This window comes from Kutzneria sp. CA-103260, assembly GCF_018263855.1.
Lineage (GTDB): Bacteria > Actinomycetota > Actinomycetes > Mycobacteriales > Pseudonocardiaceae > Kutzneria.
The window spans coordinates 6,894,779-6,911,284 of record NZ_CP073318.1; the positions used below are offsets into that span (position 1 = coordinate 6,894,779).

The following is a 16,506-nucleotide window of genomic DNA, read 5'->3' on the forward strand; positions in this document are numbered from 1 at the left end:
TCAATTGTCTCACGGCGATGTCACCAAGATCAGTCTCAGACCTGCGGCATTTCTTCGCTCAACGAGCCTGAGCGGTCTCCGACCTGGACGGACAGCTGAAGAGCGGGGCTCGACGGCCGCCGAACGGTTGGCGAGGCTGAGGATGTGAACCGAAATCTGCACCAGCTCGTATCGCCCCAGGTCGGTAAGCTGTTGACCTGGGGCGATTGATCTATTCAGATGTCCGAGCAGCCCTACGTTCTCGGCATTCGGGCCCGACGTGGGTCCGTAGCCAGTGTCACGGTCGGATACCGAAGGGGCCGAGCTCACCGAAGTCGATGCGCAGCGACTCGATCAGGGCCGTGGCGTTGTCGAAGGTGAAGACGTCAGCGGCGCCGAGCAGGCTGATGTACTTGCTGACGACGGGCGCGGCGGCTGCCTCCGCGACGGCGTCCAGGTAGGCCTTGAAGATGGCCCAGGAGTTGCCGCTCGGTCCGTACTTCTCGTAGAAGGGAGTGGGGTCGACGTCGGCCTCTGCAGCCCTGGTGCTGGCCAGGAGGTCGGCCATGTACTGCTTCTGCAGGGTGGCGTCATCTCGGACGCCGAGCCGTCCGAGGTGGCCGCCGACGAGGGTCTGCCAGGGATAGTCGAGCGCGATGTCGTGGGCCTTGATCCAGGCGGGGATGTCCGAGGAGGCAGCGAGCCCCTTGAACGGCGCCCAGCCGGGGAAGAGCACGTCGACGAGCATGAGCGTGGCGTAGTCGGGCGCGTAGATGAAGATATTGTCCGGGGAGTGGTTCGGGCCATGGTAGGCGAGTTCGAGACGCTCCCCGCCGACGTGGAGGGTGTAGCGGTCGTCGAAGACCACGTTGGGTTCCGGCCGGTTGGGGTCGTTGTCGATGCGCAGCAGCCGGCGGGCCTCGGTGTGGGCGATGCGCACCACGTCCTTGCCGAACAGGGAGGCGGCCCCGATGTGGTCGGCGTGGTTGTGGGAGTACACCAGGTGCGTAACCTTGGAGGGCTTGCCGTTGGCGCGGGTCACCTGCTCGATGGCCCGCAGCAGGTTGTGCCCGGTAGTCGGCGGGGCGTCGACAAGCACGACACCCTCCCGCGTGGTGAGGAACATGGCCTGGTAATAGGCGTCGGTGATCCAGTACAGGTTGCCCTTGATCTGTCCGACGTAATAGCCCTCGGCGTTGAGCGCGGGCCCGACCGCCCCGGAGGGCACCGGCGCGTAGTCCGGCAGGCCGGATGAGGGCGTGTCGGCGGCGGCAGCGGTGTCCGCGACACCACCCACCAGCACGGCGGCGGCGGGAACCGCAGCGGCGGCGGTCGCGGTCTTCAGAAACGTGCGGCGGTTGGCACCGGTCGTCTCTGCGGATTCTGATGTCATGATCTTTCCTTGTTCGTACTGTCGGTGTCGGTGCTGCTGTCGGTGTCGGTGCTCGGCCGGCGCCGCTCGGGCGGAAGCAGTCCTCAGGAAGCGCGAAGTTCGGAAACGACGCGGTAGCTTGCCGGTGTCGAGGTGATGTGCAGACCGGGATCGTCGAACAGGCGCTTTACCGCGGCACGCCACTCGGGATTGCCTGTGGCTTTGTCGAGCGCGGTGCCCGAGCTCCACTCGGCGATGTGCATGAATTGGATGTCAGGCGCGTCGGCGAGCGGCCTGTGCAGCCGCGAGCGGATGAAGCCCGGCTGTGTCGACATGATCCGGGCGTTCTCCTGGTAGGCCTCGGCGAAGTAGTCGGCTTCGGCCGACGGCACGGTGTAGGGCTTGATCACGGTGACCGGTCCGTCGACACCGGTCTTCGATTCGAGGGATTGGCTCATGGCATAACTGACCGGGCAGGCCCCGAATCTGTGACATCACCCTGGATGTCGACCGCACGTATGCTGTCTGAGCTGGGGATTCGCTCTCCAGGGTTGGTACGGACGGCCTCCATGGCACACGATGAGAGCGAACGCTCGCCGTGATGCGACTGATCAGTAAGGGGCGAGGGCGATGGATACCACGAAGGCCGAGACCGGCAGCACCGACGACCTTGAGCAGGCAGTCGCGGTCTTCACAAGCGTCCGGCCGCAGCTGTTCGGGATCGCCTACCGCATGCTCAGCAGCGTCACCGAGGCCGAGGACCTGGTGCAGGACGTCTGGCTGCGGTGGCAGACCTACGACCGCAGCTCCGTGGACAACCCGCCGGCATTTCTGACGGCCACCACCACCCGGCTGGCCATCAACCTGCTCCAGTCGGCACGCGTCCGGCGCGAGACCTACATCGGGCCGTGGCTGCCCGAGCCGGTCGACACCAGCACGGACCCGTACCTCGGCGCCGAACGAGGCGAGGCGCTGGAGTACGCGGCACTGCTGCTGATGGAGAAACTCACGCCCAACGAGCGCGCGGCGTACGTGCTGCGCGAAGCGTTCGACTACTCGTACGGCGAGATCGCCGACGTCCTGACCTCGACGGAGCCCGCGGTGCGGCAGCTGGTCAGCCGCGCCCGCAAGCACATGACGAGCGAGCGGAAGACCCCGGTGACCGCGGCCCGGCAGAAGGAGCTGCTGACGTCCTTCCTCACAGCCGCCAAGACCGGGGACATGGCCGTGCTGGAGAAGCTCTTCGCCGGGGACGTGGCCAACGTGTCCGACGGCAACGGCCGGCACCGCGTCGCCCGCAAGGTCATTGTGGGTGCGCTGCCGGTGGCGAAGTTCCTGCACGCCATGGTGTGGTTCTGGGACGGCGTCGAGCTGGACTGGGTCACCACGAACGGACTCGCCACAGTCGTCATCCGGCAGGGCGGCCTGACGTTCGGCATGCTGACGATCAGCGCCTCCACCGACGGCATCGACCAGGTGCTGTGGATGCTCAACACGGAGAAGATCACGGACCGATCGTTGCCCGCCCGGCTCGCCGCCGAGACCCGGTTCGGCGACGTCACAAAGCCCGGTTCCACCCGGTCGTAACCTGCAACCGTCTGGGGAGCGAGAACCGCGTGGGCTATGGGCCGCGAGAGTGACGACGCCGTGTACCGGCTGGCTGAGGCCATCCGGTCGGGCGAGGCCGTCGCGGTGCGCGAGGTGCTGAGCGCCGAAGCCGCCGCGGTCTGCGACAGCGCCGGTCTGCTGCCCGCGCTGACCGGGACCTTCCACGGAGCGCAGGACGTGGCCCGCCTCGTCACGCTCATCGGGAGCGTGTTCCCGCACGCCGATCTCACAGTCGAAGCCGTGAACGGACGGTCCGGGCTGCTCATGCGCCAGGCCGCCGGGGAAGCCGTGGCGGTGATCGCGGTCGAGGCCGGCGAGACGGGCATCAGCGCCCTGTGGATCGTGCTCAACCAGGACAAGCTGAGCCGCTGGCATTGCTTCCCCGAGCCCTGTTGACCGTCGGGGATGTCACAAACGACGGGGCTGTCCGGTCGCATCTGGCATGGCGCGATGAGTTTTCGACCCCGCGCGGATCGGGCACGCCGTTCGGGGAGAATCTCAACGCGCTGTCGTATACGACATCCGTACGACATCGCTCGTGAGATTACGACATCAGTTTTGAGATCCTACACCAAGCGTTGGATCCCGCCATGTATTCAGTAACGGCGAAAGTGCAGTTGCTGCGCTATTCCGACGTGGTCACAGGGTGCCCGCCAGCGCCGCTTGTGGCGTCAGCCGACGCCCAGCACCGACTCTGCCGTGGTCCAGTTAGCAAGCATCGCCTGCTGGGCTCGGTCCAGGGTCGCTTCGCCGGCACACACGGCCTTCTTCACGTCGTTCTCGACCTTGTCCTTGGAGTAGGAGTTCTGGTCACCGGAGTGCGGCTCGGGCCACAAGTTCCTGGGATCCCGCGGCGCCCCACCCAGTTCCAGCGGCAGGAAATGATCTTCCTCGTAGTCCGCCATGCTGGTGTCCGCGTAGCCGTAGTCGGCGATGCCCTGCTTCTTGAGCGCGTTGGTGTAGGACACCGGCGGCCGGATCGTCGCCGTCCACCCGGACACGCAGATGGTCTGACCGATCGTCGCTTGCGTGACATCCGGGTTGAGCGCTCCTGGAGTACACGCTGAATCCGGCAACGGCAGATACTGCTGCGAACAAGTCTGCGACGGAGCCATCACTGCCGTGGTGTGCGCGGGTGTTGCCTGCGCGAACGGGCCCACCGCGCAGGCATCACCACTGCGCCGACTAACACCCCGACTGTCCGAAACACCCTCATGATGACCTACCGACTCCCTACCCGCGCGCTGTAGTGCACGCGATTCGCACCCCAGCGTGTACCCAACGGGCTATCGCCGGCCAGCGAACGAGGTGTATTTCAAGTGAACATGCGTGACTATGTCGTGGATCGCGAGGCTGGCCATCAGGTGTCCGGGGACACGGCCGACGCCTGCTCGGCGTCGCACTCGCGGCGTGGGTCGGGAAGCGACGTTACCTCAAATTCGACCTGATCACCTCGGTGAGGGAGCGACCCGGCGGCAGATCGCCGAGTTCGCCGCCCGCCCCGAGCAGCACCGGCCCGATCCCACGGCGCCGCGCGAGCTAACCGATCAGGATCGGGAGGCGCTGACGCTGGTCGCCGGTGCACTGTCCCACGATGAAGTCGCCGAGCACCTGGTGATCAGCCCAGCGACCTCACGTGCCCACGTCCGTCGGATCATGACCAAAGCTCGGTGCGCGTGACCGGGCACGACTCGAGGTGTTGGCATACGAGTCGCGCCCCGTCACCGCGCATCAGCCGGCCTTGACGGTGTTGGCGAAGGTGTAGCCGTTGGCCGCGTCCCAGTTGATCGACCAGTCCATCGTCCCGCCGATCGCGCCCGACGTCTGCGGTGGCGTGAACGTGCCGCAGTTGGTGCCGGTGGCCAGGCAGTCCAGCGCCTTAGTGACGTTGGCAGGGTCCTGGTAGCCGCTGCCGGCGTCGGACGGTGAGGCCGGCAGGCCGGAGCCGACCTGGCTCGGGTTCCGCCCGCTTTGCAGCTGGATGCAGGCCAGCACGGTCAGGAAGTCCTCGGTGCCTTGGGCGTAGACGTTGCCGTCGCAGCCGTTCATGGTGCCGGAGTTGTAGTACTGGGTGGTTGACGACGGTCAGGATGTCCGTGATGTTCAGCGCCAGCGGGAAGTAGCCGGAGCTGGTGGACTGCATGTCGATGGTCTGCGGGGCCAGTCGATTCCAGCGCGCTGTGTCCAGGTCAGTGTCCGCACGACCGCGTCAGCAGGGAGCCGGGCCAGTGTTCGGACCATGTGTTGTCCCCACATAACCGATAGGCCGCTGTCGGTGGTTGGTCAGATCGTGCTGTCCGGCGTCACAGGCTCGGTGCTGGTGCGCGGACGGTCAGCCCAGCCGTGCCGCGTCAGCGAGCGTGATGTGCTCGCGCAGCCGGTCGATGGTCGCCAACTGCACTCGTTCAGCGGTCGGCGCCAGCACGAACATCTCGCCATTGGCGCGTTCGAGCACATCCACCTCCTCCGGCAGTGCACCATCCGTCCGGCGGTGGCTGCCCTCGTCGAGGTAGACAATCCACGACGCCAACACGTCCACGGTGTCCCGCCCGGTCGCCTCGGCTAGGCTTCTGGGTCGTACCCGGCACCACTGCGGCTGCCACACCGAGATCATCGAGTCGACCAGTCCCAGCATGGTGTCCAGCTGGTACAGGTGCGGCACGGACACCGGCAGTGGCGGCCGGAGTTCGACCGAGTTGCGCAGGTAGGACGCGGTCGCTCCGCAGGACACCGAGAAGGTGGCCACGGTCAGGTCGTCGGTCATCCCGTTACGGAGCGAAATGACGGTGCCGTGCGTCGTCGACGAGGTCGGGTTGTCCCAGTTGGCATCCACCCGGCTTCGTAGGCTCGGCTCGTCCACGGCGACTGGCTCCGCGCCGTGGTACCACCGGCTCAGCAGCGGGTCGAGCGCGGCCACTTCGGTTAGGCAGGCCAGCAGCCGCGCCGTACAGTCCGCCGGATCGTCCCGCCGGGCTGCCCACCCGGCCTCGAACAACCAGGTGTCGTGGGACAGGTCGACCGTGCCCGGCCAGGACGATCCGTGCGTTGACATCAGGTTCGGTTCCTCGCTCGACGACGCATCAGCACAACTAGGGCAACGCCCATCATGCACAACACCACGCCAGCGATGGTCGGGACCAGCACCGACACACCCGTGTTGGCCAGCCCGCTCCCCTGCGGAGCCGGCCCGCTGCCGGTCGAGGTCGCCGGCGGTGTGCTGTTGGGCGGGCCCGTCGTCGACGACGGAGGAGGGGGTGTGGTGCTCGGCGGACCGGGCTGCACCTGCGCGACCAGGGAGGTGCCACCGAACCAGATGGACTTTCCGCTCGAGTCCAGGGTCGGCTTGCTAATCGACCGGTCGACGGTCTGCGGCAGTTGCGGCCACTTCTGCTGGAACTCCTGCTGACTCACCGGTGTCTGAGGCGCCTTGGAGAAGTCGACGCCGCCGTAGACGATCCGGTACGTCACGCCGTCCACCGTGATCACGCTGTGCGTGCCGTTGACCAGCTTGACGTACTGGTTGAACACATCTTTGGGATCCCACGCCGTGCGCGATGCCCACGGACCCACAATGCCCGATCCGATCACGGACTTGTACTGGGTGTTCTGCGTCGTGCTGAGCTGGCGGTACCACTCCGCCGCGATCCGGCTCAAGTAGACCTTGCGCAGCTCGGCGAACTCGGGCGCGGTGTTGACCTTCTGCTGCACAGCCGGCAGCAACAGGTCGTGGATGACCTGCTCGTTGTAGTCGGCGCGCTGCTGGGTCTGGCCGGGACAGGCGTTGGAGCCGTCGTGCCAGTTCTCCGACCGCACCTCCAGCGGGGCGTCCAGGATGTACAGGTCGGTGCCAGAAGGCCGCACCGCGGCTGGCTGGGGCACGATCCAATTCCGGATCCAGAAACAGTGGTCGTTGTCCGGGCCGTGGTAGATCTTCTGCCAGAACTCGTTGCCCAGCTTGGTGTTCGGATCCATCAGATCGGTGATCGACTTCTTCAGCTGAAGATCGGACTCCAGCAACACCTTGCCCACGTCGGTCCTGGCCAGCGCTGGGTCGATGATCGTGTCGGGCTGGTGCGGGTTCAGGTTGACCCAGAACTGCGACGGGTCCAGGGACAGCCAGACGAAGAACGCGTCGGACGCCTCACGGGCGCTGCTCGCATCGCCGGTGACAAGGCCGGGCGTGTTCTGGAACGAGTACTTCAAGCCGACCGAACCGTCCGGCGCCGTCGTGGCCGACAGATAGTGCAGTTGCAGCGTGCTGAAGTCGATCCCGCCTGGTTCCTCTTCTGCGGCACCGCCCTGCACGGCGTTGCCGTCGGGATCGGCCGGGCTGCCCGGCGCGTCGAACAGGTCCGGCTTGGCCGGCGGGGTGAAGACGGACTTGACGCCCATCCGGGCGAAATCGGCGCTCAGCTGTCGCTGCGCGTCGGCCTCTGCGAACTCCCACCGGATCGGCGTGTTGGTCTCGCTGGCCGCGGCCAGTTGCCGTTGGGCCTGTTGGATGATGCCGTCCTTGCTTTTTGACCAGCCCGCGTTCTTGGGGTCGAGCAGCCACGCGTAGGTGGGGCCCTTGGCTTCGATCAGCTCACTGGTGGCCGAATCGTAGCCGTCGAACTTCACCCCGTCGCTGGTCGCTCCCGGTGCGTCAATCGGGTCCCAGGTGTGGATGTCGAATCCCGGCTTCTGGCGGGTCTCCGGTAACGGCACCCAGTAGTCCAGGCCTGGATCACCGCCCTTGATCTGTTGCTCGTAGTCCCATGATTGTGTTCCCGGTCGTGGGCCGCCGTTCTTGGCTGGGCGCCAGATGCCCGGGCCACCGTCGGTGGAGCCATTGACCGGGTTACTGGCCGCCCAGGCCAGCGCGCCCGGCACGGACAGCAGCGCGATCGCAACCGCGATGACGCACGCGAGGATTTTGCGAGTGATCGCCCACCTGGCCAGCTGATCTGGCCCGGCGGGCCGCGTCAGGGACGCACCCATGCTTCCCCCAGTAGTGGATGTGTGCTCGGTCCAAGTCGAGGCCCCACTCTAGGGACGGGCGGGCAGGAATGTGCCTGGAACGGAGAAGTTGGGACAGCACGGATGAGGGATGAGGCTCTGAGGTGTGCTCGCGGAGGCAAGCGACGCGGCTGGTGTCTTCCTGTTGTACTGCGCATGGTGGCCTTGCCGTCCAGGTCGACCACGAAGCTGCGCCGGATCCGCCGGGCACGAGGGCAACCATGATTGTGTCATCGTGTGTGCCGTTGGCGCGGACGGATGCTGCAGGGGTGACACTGCATCCTCCACCTAGCGTGAAGTTCTGTCACCTTGCGCCTGAGCGACACACACACAGTTGTGAGTGAGCGCCCGCGGTGGCCGGTTAAACATCGTGGTTGGTCAGTGGCACCAACATGACCGCCAGCTGGTATCTAGACAGGCCGCTGCGAGGCTGCGCGCTCGGAATCAGGTCCGCAGCAGGTATGGAAGATCAGCCGTATGTGGCGGTGATCTTCTGCTGGCCCCGGACCACGTCCCCGCGCAGGCGGGGCTGTTCCGGCCTGTTCGGCCTGGCGCCACAGGTCGACGGGGTAGTCCCCGCGCAGGCGGGACTGTTCCGTGCGGGCGGCTCCAGCAAGGTGTTCTTGGCCTGGCGAAAGCCGGGCGTGTTCGGGGCGACGAATCGTTTGAACAGCGTGACAAGCGACAGGTATTGACTCCACTGATCCACACCCGGCGCGGTTCAGTATTGCTGCAAGATCCTCAATGCTCGTCGAGCTGTGCGAGCTGCGCGGACACCTTGTTGATCTCATCGGCACCAAGCCTCTCCAGGATGGGTAGTGCCGTCCGTAGTGACTGCCTCGCCTGTTCGGTCTGACCGCAGCCCAGGTGGGCAGCGGCCCTGTTCTGCAACGTGACCGCAACACCGAACTGGTCGTTGGTCGATTGGCGGGTCTGGACCGCCTGGTCGAAGTAGTCCACGGCCTGCTCGTACCGACCGAGCGCGCAGTGGATCTGGCCGAGCAAGTTCAGGCCGGAGCCGACGCCGTGCACGTATTCGATCTCACTCCACGCGGCCAGCGCCCGCCTCGCGTAGTCCAGCGCGACCTTGTGTTCACCCATGGCCTCATACGCCGACGCTGTGCCCTGCAACGCCCAGGCCCGCCCGAACCGGCTTCCGATGGCTTCGAACACCTCGGCCGCTTTGTCCAGGGCCCACATCGCGTCCTCGAACCGGCGGAGACTGACGTAGGTGTTGCCTAGCGCGTTGTAGGTGATTCCCTCCTGCCACCGGTCCTGGGGACCGCCAAACAGCTCGATGGCATTCAGGTAGTACTCGGCGGCCTCGTCGTAGCGGTGCAGGTCGTTGCTAATGATGCCAAGACTGGAGTAAGCACAGGCCTGTCCGGAGGCGCTGCCGTCCAGCCGCGCGTGGTCAAGGGAGATGCGCAGCATCTCCGCCCACAGATCCCAGCGCTTGTTGTGCACGTACCAGAAGCTGGACATGGTCTGCGGCAGCCGCCAGGCGGTCGAGTGATCCTCCAGCTCGACCGCGCGGCGGACGGCCGCGATCAGGTTGGTCTCCTCGGCGGCGAACCATGCCCGTGCGTCGGCTGGGTCGGTTGGGATGGGGAAGCTCCAGTGCTCGGGCGGTTCCACGATGTCGTGGATGGGCTTGTGCGGAATCATCTTCTTGTCCACCAGGTTGGCGGCGTGCAGGTACCAGCGGATCACCCGGCCGACCGCATCGGTCCGATCCTGCGCACGCTCGGCGCTGGTGGCACGCTCCAGCGCGTACACCCGCAGCAGATCATGGAACTGGTAGCGACCGTCCTTCTTCGACTCCAGCAGGTGCGCCCTGGTCAGCTCGTCCAGCTGTTGCTGGGCTTCCTGTGTGGTGAGGTCGGCGAGTGCCCCTGCGGCGTGCCGGCTGATGTCTGCGCCGTCGTGCAGCCCCAACAGCCGGAACATCCGGGCCGCCGCGGGGCTGAGCGCGTCATAGGACCAGGAGAACACCGCCCGCACGTTGGAGCCGGAGTCATCTCCGGTGTCCAGCGCGCCCAGGCGAGTGCCGGTGTCCTGGAGCTCGGCGGCCAACGTCGCGAGACAGGACAGACCGGGCGCGCTCAGGGCGCGGGCGGCGACGACGCTTAACGCGAGTGGGTAACCGCCGCAGCAGGCCACCAGTTCGGTGACCGCGTCAGGTTCTGCCGCCAGCCGCTGGGCACCCAGTCGCGCAGCCAACAGATCCCGGGCCTGGCTGTCGGTGAGCACATCGACCTCCAGGGGCCGGGCGCCGTGGGTAGCGATCAGCCCGGTCAGCCGGTGTCGGCTGGTCACCACCACGGTGCAGGTTGGGCTACCAGGCAGCAGCGGGACGACCTGGTCAGTGTTGGCGACGTTGTCCAGCAGGATGAGCATGCGCCTGCCGGCGACCAGGCTGCGGTAGAGGGCGCTCTGGGCGTCCACACTGACTGGCATGGCCGTGGGCTCCACGCCCAGCGCACCAAGGAAATCGCGGACCACGTGTGCTGGTGAGGCCGGGCTGCCGCTGGGGTCGAAGCCGCGGAGGTTGGCATACAGCTGGCCGTCGGGGAATCGGTCGAGGTGCCGGTGCGCCCAGTGCAGTGCCAGCCATGTCTTGCCGATCCCCCCGGCGCCTCCGATCGCGCTGACCACCACGACGCCTGCCTGCACGGCTTCACCGTCTAGCGTCGTGGTGAGCGTGGCCAGCTCAGCATCCCGGCCGGTGAACCCGCACGGAGCGGCGGGCAACTGCTGTGGCATCGCAGCCACGGCATCCTGTGGTGGCGAGAGGAGTCGGGCGGGTTCGGCTGGAAAGGGATGGTCGGGCAGTGCGATCCACCCGACCGTGTTGGTTTCCTTCGCCACTACCCGCACCGGCCGGAAGGTCGCCGCGTCGACGACCGTGGTGTGGCGGACGACCTCGTCGAAAAACCACGATGATGCGATCAGTGCGAGGACTCCAGGAGATGCGGCCAGCGCCGTCTTGACCGGACCGGCGTCCAACAGGCGGAAGGCGTGGTTGACAGCGTTACTGGCCAACCCGTGAGCGTCGTAGGTAACTTCGCCGGCGTGTACCACCATGCGCAGCCGAATCCGCTCCTCGGTCAGGTGAGCCGCATTGTGCTCGCGCAGCATGGTGGCCACCATGGCCGGTACCGATTCGACGAACAGTGCCTTGGGGATGTCCGGTGGGGCCAGGACGAACACGCCGTCGCCTTGGTCGGCATGGTCGCAGTCGGCCCATGGCACGTCGGCGTGGGCGAAGGCCGCCTGCAGCGCCCGATACACGCCCTCGCGGACGGTGACCCTGTGCGGGTTGGTCCGCCGCGGGTCCCCGTATTTCTCGACGTCGACCGCGAGGATGGTGCGGTGCACGGCCGTCCGTGTTGTCCTCATTCCGCCCTGTTCTGTGTCGTTTGTGTCGTTTGGTTTCAAGGGGTGCGGCAGCAGGGGGTCAGGAGGGCCGGCGCCCAGGAGCGTGACCGGACAGCGTCTTCCGCATCGGTGTCGATACCAGCGAGTATGCGGAACCTGCTGCGACCAGCTCAGGCTCTCCTAGCAGCTGACCAGGCCGGTTGCCAGGCGGCAGGGGACATCGTCGCCGGCAACGGTGACGTCGGTGTCAATGATGGTGCTGGGCAAGGACAGCAGTCGGCGGTTCAGCGACGGCGGCGGGCGGGAGGAACGGGCGGCCGACATGAGCACTTTCTGGTAATCCACAAACGACGGTCGACAGCCGTGACACAGCAACAGATTCCATCAAGGACGACGGACGACGAGATGGCGTCGGCGCGATGCTTGTTCGCGGTGCCACGGTGGCCGTGCCCCCTGTGGGCGCACCACCCGGTTCGGTCACGTGCTCACGAGGGTCTCCTGATGTCACATGGTCGCACGCCCGGTGCTTCGGGTAGACGCGACGCAGCCCTGTTCCAGCGGGGCACCGCGTCCTCATAGGCCGGGTGCTTCGGGGCATCCATGATGCCCGCGCACCGGAGCGCTACCGTTCAGTACGACTGGCGGTACGCCGAACGGATCAGCTTCTCCGACGAGTGTGATCACCCACACGGGCCAACCGATCAGGTCGTGACTGATCATCGCTCGGAGGCAACACGCCACCGTATGAGTGATGGTTCTCCCTAGGACGAGGTAGACGCGCCGTGACTTGCGATGCGGCGGCGGGGATCAACTGGATGTCGTCCCTGTGCGGGCGGGCTGTTCCGGAGAGGACATCGAAGAACCTCCTTCGGCCGAGGATCCACCACCGACCTGGGTAAACCTTCCGCCCCCAGGGTTGTCCACAGGTTGCCCCCACCTGGGGAAACTCGAAAGTGTGTGCGATGGTCAGGGTAGGGTCTGCTCCGTGGACAACCTCCAACCCGGGCACCAGTCGGATGGCGTGCTGCACTACCGTCGAGACGTCGATGGCGAACAGGTGGGCATCATCCCCGCGACCTGCAAAGTCTGCGGACGCGCGCTCCACAAGGTCGGCTTCCGGGTCAGCCAACGCGACGGCGTGATGTTCGTCGACTGCGACGGCTGCACGACCGCCGGTCTACCCGGTCACGCCTGGCAATTCACCGCAGCCGAAGCCGCCCCTATCCGCGTGGAGCTCGACGACCAGCCGTACATCCGGCGCTAGTCAGCTCGATGCAACGGGCTGGACGTGTTGATCGGCGAAGAGGCCCACCGGATCCGGGAGACCTCCAACAACCGCTACACACCGACAGCCAAGCACAGCGATAGGCCGCATTTCGTCGAGCTGCTCGACGCCGCACGGTGGCTACGCACGCGCCTCGTGCGCATGGGCGGTCTACAGACGGCTCCAGCCGGTGAGTGGCATACGGTGCCGTTCGCTGCAGCGGCGCAGGGCAAACAGACCGGCGGCCAGTAGGCTGTCCGGCCTGTGCTGTCTGATGCAGGCCACGTCCACGCACCCGAGAAGGTGTTCGGACGTCCGTAGCAGGTGTGACGTCCGTAGCAGGTGTAATTGGAGCCGAGGCCGCCGGCTCGGGCCTGGCTCTCGGCCCGTCGTGGTGGACAGCATCGCGCATGATCACTTGCGTCGACGGCTGGCTGCCGTGCCGCGGACCAGTCAACTTCCTCGAGCTGCCTGGATCAGTCGTGCTCAGTTGCCGACATTGGTGGAGGTGAAAGGTCCGGTGGGCTGCGCGGGCCTCACGGCCCCGTGCCAATGTGCCTGGGCACCGAAGTGCTCGGTCACATCACGCCACGTTCTCCAGTCGATGGCCAGGGCCTTAAGGAAACCCGACAGATAGTCGTCGAGGTCACCACCCGGCCGGCGACGTTCGATGTAACAGATCGCCGCGCCGCAGGGATAGAGCAAGCCGTCGATACAGTCGTCATCCTCGAGGAACGGGCGCAGATACTGTGCGGCCGCCCGGATATGTGGGTGTGTCAGGGGAAGTGCAGCGACGTACCGGCCGAGATTGTTGAACCAGTCTTGGATCCCGTCGTCGTCGAACCAGTCCTCGTTGTGCAGGAAGTCGCTCAGGTACCCGCGCGCGTTCTCCAGCAACTCCTTGCTGGAGGCCGCACCTGGTCCTGCCGAGATGGTCTGCGTGGTGCGCGGTAGTGGGTGTCGCGCCTGGGACAGCACGGCGTCAAGGTCCAGCGTCAACCACGCCGCTTGCACCACGGGACCAACTCGGAACACGAAACGCGGCAGCTCGTCGAGAACGGCTGCACAGAACTCTTCGGAGGTCTCGTGGGCGGTCAGCTTGCCCACGACACGGACACGATCGGGATGCACAGGGACGCCCGCTGCTTCCAACTGGGGGACGACGTCGGCTAGCACGCGGGGAACCACCAAGGCGGTCAGCGACCGGTCCCGGCGCCGCATTGCCCCCAGTACTGAGCCTGAGCCAGCAACCACCAGGGTTGGCTCGCAATATCCTCGGTCAGCAACAACAGCGACCACTGGCCAGCCTCGACTGATCCGAGCAGCCGCTCACGATCAGCGGCGAGGTCGGGTCGGTTCGGGGCCAGGAGTTCACCGACAACCTCGGCGCGGGCACTGGGCGAACGGACGGCGTCGGCGTACAAGTTGACGACATCGCGTTCGGCAGCGACCAGCCGTTCGGCAATCGGGCGGAGGGGTGGGCTCACCGTGTCCAGGCGCCAGCGATCGAGCGAACGCAGCTCCGCCGCATAGGTACGCAGATGAAGCTCACGTCGCAGTGTCCGCAACGCCCGCTCGGTGAACTGCGCCCGCTGCAGGAACCTGCGGGCCTCACGGAGATAAGGGTGCCGCGCCAGGCAGATTCCACACCCGGCCGGTAGGAGCGCTTCGACATCGGCGAGGGTCGCGTCCGGGGGAAAGGTCAGCGAGCCTACGACATTGCGGACACTGCGTGACAGGCGACCGCAGCCCTCGACGTGGCGGCGCCCTGACGGTACGGCCCACACGGGATGGGTCGTGCCCGCGAGCGGGCCGGCGGAGATGTCCGCGGCGGTGATCGTGACGTCCACTGTGCTCCCACAGGCAGGAAACGATGGGACCGTTCACACTGCAGCATGCTCCGTCTCGACTTGTCCTCTCATGTGCAGCAGCGCGGCGGCGACCAGCAGTCCCCACATCAGGAACCAGGGATCCCAGAGAAAGGCGTGCCAGGCCAGCGCTCGGTGATCCGCGGACGGGGCGGCAGGGATGACACCTACCTGGATCAGAATCACCACACCGGTCAGCGCCAGGCCGTACAGGGGCAACACCACCGCCTCGACCCACACCACGCCACGCACGAGGCGATGCCACCTGCTCCCGGCGCGGCGAACAGCCAGCAACGGCAGCACCGAGGCGTTCACCTTCAGGAACACCGCAGCCCAGGCGAGCAGGATCGTGCCGACGCTGTGGGTGCGCCCGCCACGCTCCAGTGCGCCGCCGACGGTGTCCAGCAACACCGTGCCGCCCACGCTCCAGTAGAGGCTGACGGCGGCAAAGAGCAGTCCGACAACCATCGCCGCCTGCACGAACCGTAGACCGCTCGACCCACGTTCCAGGGCCGTCGCCGAGTCTTGCCTCGCCGCGATCGGGACCATACCGCCACCATGGCACCCAGGGTGCGCGTGCACCTCAGGGAAGCCCCCATGCACTTCCCGAGTCTGGCGCGCTGTGCGGCACTCAACCTGATACTCCGATCGGACCGTGACAGGGCAGGGGCCAGGTCCACGTGCACGCAATCGCCCTATCGATCAAAGATCCAGCTCAAGCTGCAACGAATGAGCATCTCAAGACGCGTGCCACATGACTCGTGCCACATGGCGATGGAAGGTTGACAGAGGCCAGCTTGCGCGAAGCGAGCGGAACTCCCTCAACCTGCCACCCATTTGGAGGCAAGAGGTCACAATTTCGCATCTCGCCGTAATAAATCGTCCCACTTCAGCGATGCTGCGTACACCTAGTTAGATGTGCGACAACGTGCTCAATACACCAAGTTTCAGCGGCGAACAATTATTGGTCAAATTTATTGAATATATTTTGCCCGTGAAGGCGATTACGCTTCCAAGAGGAGACCCATGCCTCACATCGTTCGAACCGCTCTACTCGGCGCCATAGCGCTGTTACTGACCGCCTGCACTGGTGGCACAAACGTGCGGTCACTGACACCGAGTTCGACACCAACCGGCAGCACAGCCTTCTCAACCAACACCACGTCAGCGAACCCCACGACAGCGCCGGTGGCTTACACCCACACCTACACCTTCACACAAACGCTCGATGGCAACGGGTACCAGGAGCACGTGACGTTGGAGTTAGGCGAACCCAAGCTCGCCGCCGACCGACCGATCACCGCTCAAGCGTGTCGTGTCAACCAACAGAAGGACCTACTGGTCCCATTCAGGATCATGCTGACGAATGCCACGACCGGCTTCAGTACCACACTCAGCTACAACTTCGAGTCGGCCACTATCGACTCCAATCTTTTCATCGAGATCGATCTCAGCGATGGCGCGACCTGCAATACAAATTTTGGAGGCCAATCAACGGACGGCACTCTTGCCAATATCAGTTCAGCCCAGGAGGTCGAACCGAATCAAGCCATAACAGCCCAAGGGTTTATTGGCCTGCAGGACTACGCGAGCCCGGCGGGCCACGCTGACACTGAGCTCGGTCAGGCATTCTTGCTCGTGGCGCCGGTACAAGGCACCACCGGCTTCACTGGCACCCCAGTGGCCCAGGGCGAGGCCAGCCACTTCGTCTTCCCCGCCTATTACGTTCCCGTCGACGGAAAGACTAATGGCTGCACCACCAGCTTCAACAACTACCAAAGTTTAACGAGTTGCTCCGGCTAAGCCGCATCGACCAGGTCGCGGTTCCCGATGACGGCCACATGCTTCGTACTCATTCGCCCCTGTGCCGCACAAAAATCGGTGTAGCCATGCGATCAGTGGTTTCACTGACCACCCCAAGCAGGAAGCCCACCGCGAGCAGGCCCTGCGCCTGGTTACATAGGACCATCGGCCACGTCGTGTCCGCACCACGAGGAGCCGACCCGGCGGGCTCCGCCTAGGACCGCGTCAGTGCC

15 protein-coding genes and 1 pseudogene are annotated in these 16,506 nt (G+C 65.7%); 6 read left to right on the forward strand and 10 right to left on the reverse strand.

Annotated elements, in window-relative coordinates; translation table 11 throughout:
* Positions 1-277: 277 nt before the first annotated feature.
* Entirely contained in the window at positions 278-1,372 is a 1,095-nt protein-coding gene (locus JJ691_RS30255; RefSeq protein ID WP_211763000.1) for an MBL fold metallo-hydrolase, read from the reverse strand.
* Between the two features lie 83 nt (positions 1,373-1,455).
* Positions 1,456-1,809, reverse strand: coding sequence for an antibiotic biosynthesis monooxygenase family protein (locus JJ691_RS30260; RefSeq protein WP_211763001.1), 354 nt, complete (start codon positions 1,807-1,809; stop codon positions 1,456-1,458).
* A gap of 172 nt (positions 1,810-1,981) precedes the next feature.
* Between JJ691_RS30260 and JJ691_RS30265 the strand changes: the two genes are divergently transcribed.
* Together JJ691_RS30265 and JJ691_RS30270 are read left to right on the forward strand one after the other, a co-directional pair.
* Complete coding sequence (locus tag JJ691_RS30265; RefSeq protein ID WP_211763002.1) at positions 1,982-2,938, forward strand: sigma-70 family RNA polymerase sigma factor; 957 nt, start codon at positions 1,982-1,984, stop codon at positions 2,936-2,938.
* Between the two features lie 36 nt (positions 2,939-2,974).
* Positions 2,975-3,355 (forward strand): hypothetical protein, encoded by a 381-nt coding sequence (locus JJ691_RS30270; protein ID WP_211763003.1) that lies wholly within the window; start codon positions 2,975-2,977, stop codon positions 3,353-3,355.
* A gap of 275 nt (positions 3,356-3,630) precedes the next feature.
* Here the strand turns inward: JJ691_RS30270 and JJ691_RS30275 are convergent, their stop codons facing one another.
* Positions 3,631-3,960: a hypothetical protein gene (locus JJ691_RS30275; protein WP_249227106.1), complete on the reverse strand. Its 330-nt coding sequence runs from the start codon at positions 3,958-3,960 to the stop codon at positions 3,631-3,633.
* Positions 3,961-4,294: 334 nt separating this feature from the next.
* Here JJ691_RS30275 and JJ691_RS53455 point away from each other — a divergent pair, with 334 nt between their 5' ends.
* The gene (locus JJ691_RS53455; protein WP_442912485.1) at positions 4,295-4,639 is read left to right on the forward strand and encodes a helix-turn-helix transcriptional regulator; all 345 of its coding nucleotides are present in this window, start codon (positions 4,295-4,297) and stop codon (positions 4,637-4,639) included.
* Positions 4,640-4,690: 51 nt separating this feature from the next.
* Here the strand turns inward: JJ691_RS53455 and JJ691_RS30285 are convergent.
* The 4 genes and pseudogenes from JJ691_RS30285 to JJ691_RS30300 all read right to left on the reverse strand — a co-directional run.
* Positions 4,691-5,123 (reverse strand): annotated as a pseudogene (locus JJ691_RS30285) (chitinase); the annotation flags it as partial.
* A 168-nt stretch (positions 5,124-5,291) separates the two neighbouring features.
* On the reverse strand, positions 5,292-6,011 hold the full coding sequence (locus JJ691_RS30290; protein WP_211763004.1) for an Imm52 family immunity protein: 720 nt from the start codon (positions 6,009-6,011) through the stop codon (positions 5,292-5,294).
* Positions 6,011-7,939: a Tox-REase-5 domain-containing protein gene (locus JJ691_RS30295; protein ID WP_211763005.1), complete on the reverse strand. Its 1,929-nt coding sequence runs from the start codon at positions 7,937-7,939 to the stop codon at positions 6,011-6,013. Before JJ691_RS30295 ends, JJ691_RS30290 begins: the two co-directional genes overlap by 1 nt.
* Positions 7,940-8,698: 759 nt before the next feature.
* Complete coding sequence (locus tag JJ691_RS30300) at positions 8,699-11,359, reverse strand: ATP-binding protein (protein WP_211763006.1); 2,661 nt, start codon at positions 11,357-11,359, stop codon at positions 8,699-8,701.
* Positions 11,360-12,323: 964 nt separating this feature from the next.
* Between JJ691_RS30300 and JJ691_RS30305 the strand changes: the two genes are divergently transcribed.
* Together JJ691_RS30305 and JJ691_RS30310 are read left to right on the forward strand one after the other, a co-directional pair.
* Positions 12,324-12,602, forward strand: a complete 279-nt coding sequence (locus JJ691_RS30305; RefSeq protein WP_211763007.1) for a hypothetical protein — start codon at positions 12,324-12,326, stop codon at positions 12,600-12,602.
* A gap of 24 nt (positions 12,603-12,626) precedes the next feature.
* Entirely contained in the window at positions 12,627-12,854 is a 228-nt protein-coding gene (locus JJ691_RS30310; RefSeq protein WP_211763008.1) for a hypothetical protein, read from the forward strand.
* Between the two features lie 234 nt (positions 12,855-13,088).
* Here the strand turns inward: JJ691_RS30310 and JJ691_RS30315 are convergent, their stop codons facing one another.
* From JJ691_RS30315 to JJ691_RS30325, 3 genes are all read right to left on the reverse strand, one after another.
* Positions 13,089-13,709, reverse strand: coding sequence for a hypothetical protein (locus JJ691_RS30315; protein WP_211763009.1), 621 nt, complete (start codon positions 13,707-13,709; stop codon positions 13,089-13,091).
* An 89-nt stretch (positions 13,710-13,798) separates the two neighbouring features.
* Entirely contained in the window at positions 13,799-14,452 is a 654-nt protein-coding gene (locus tag JJ691_RS30320; protein ID WP_211763010.1) for a hypothetical protein, read from the reverse strand.
* A gap of 33 nt (positions 14,453-14,485) precedes the next feature.
* Positions 14,486-15,019, reverse strand: a complete 534-nt coding sequence (locus tag JJ691_RS30325; protein ID WP_211763011.1) for a DUF3995 domain-containing protein — start codon at positions 15,017-15,019, stop codon at positions 14,486-14,488.
* 639 nt (positions 15,020-15,658) lie between these two features.
* On the opposite strand from JJ691_RS30325, the gene JJ691_RS30330 reads away from it, so the two are divergent.
* The gene (locus JJ691_RS30330; RefSeq protein WP_211763012.1) at positions 15,659-16,273 is read left to right on the forward strand and encodes a hypothetical protein; all 615 of its coding nucleotides are present in this window, start codon (positions 15,659-15,661) and stop codon (positions 16,271-16,273) included.
* Positions 16,274-16,506: the final 233 nt, after the last annotated feature.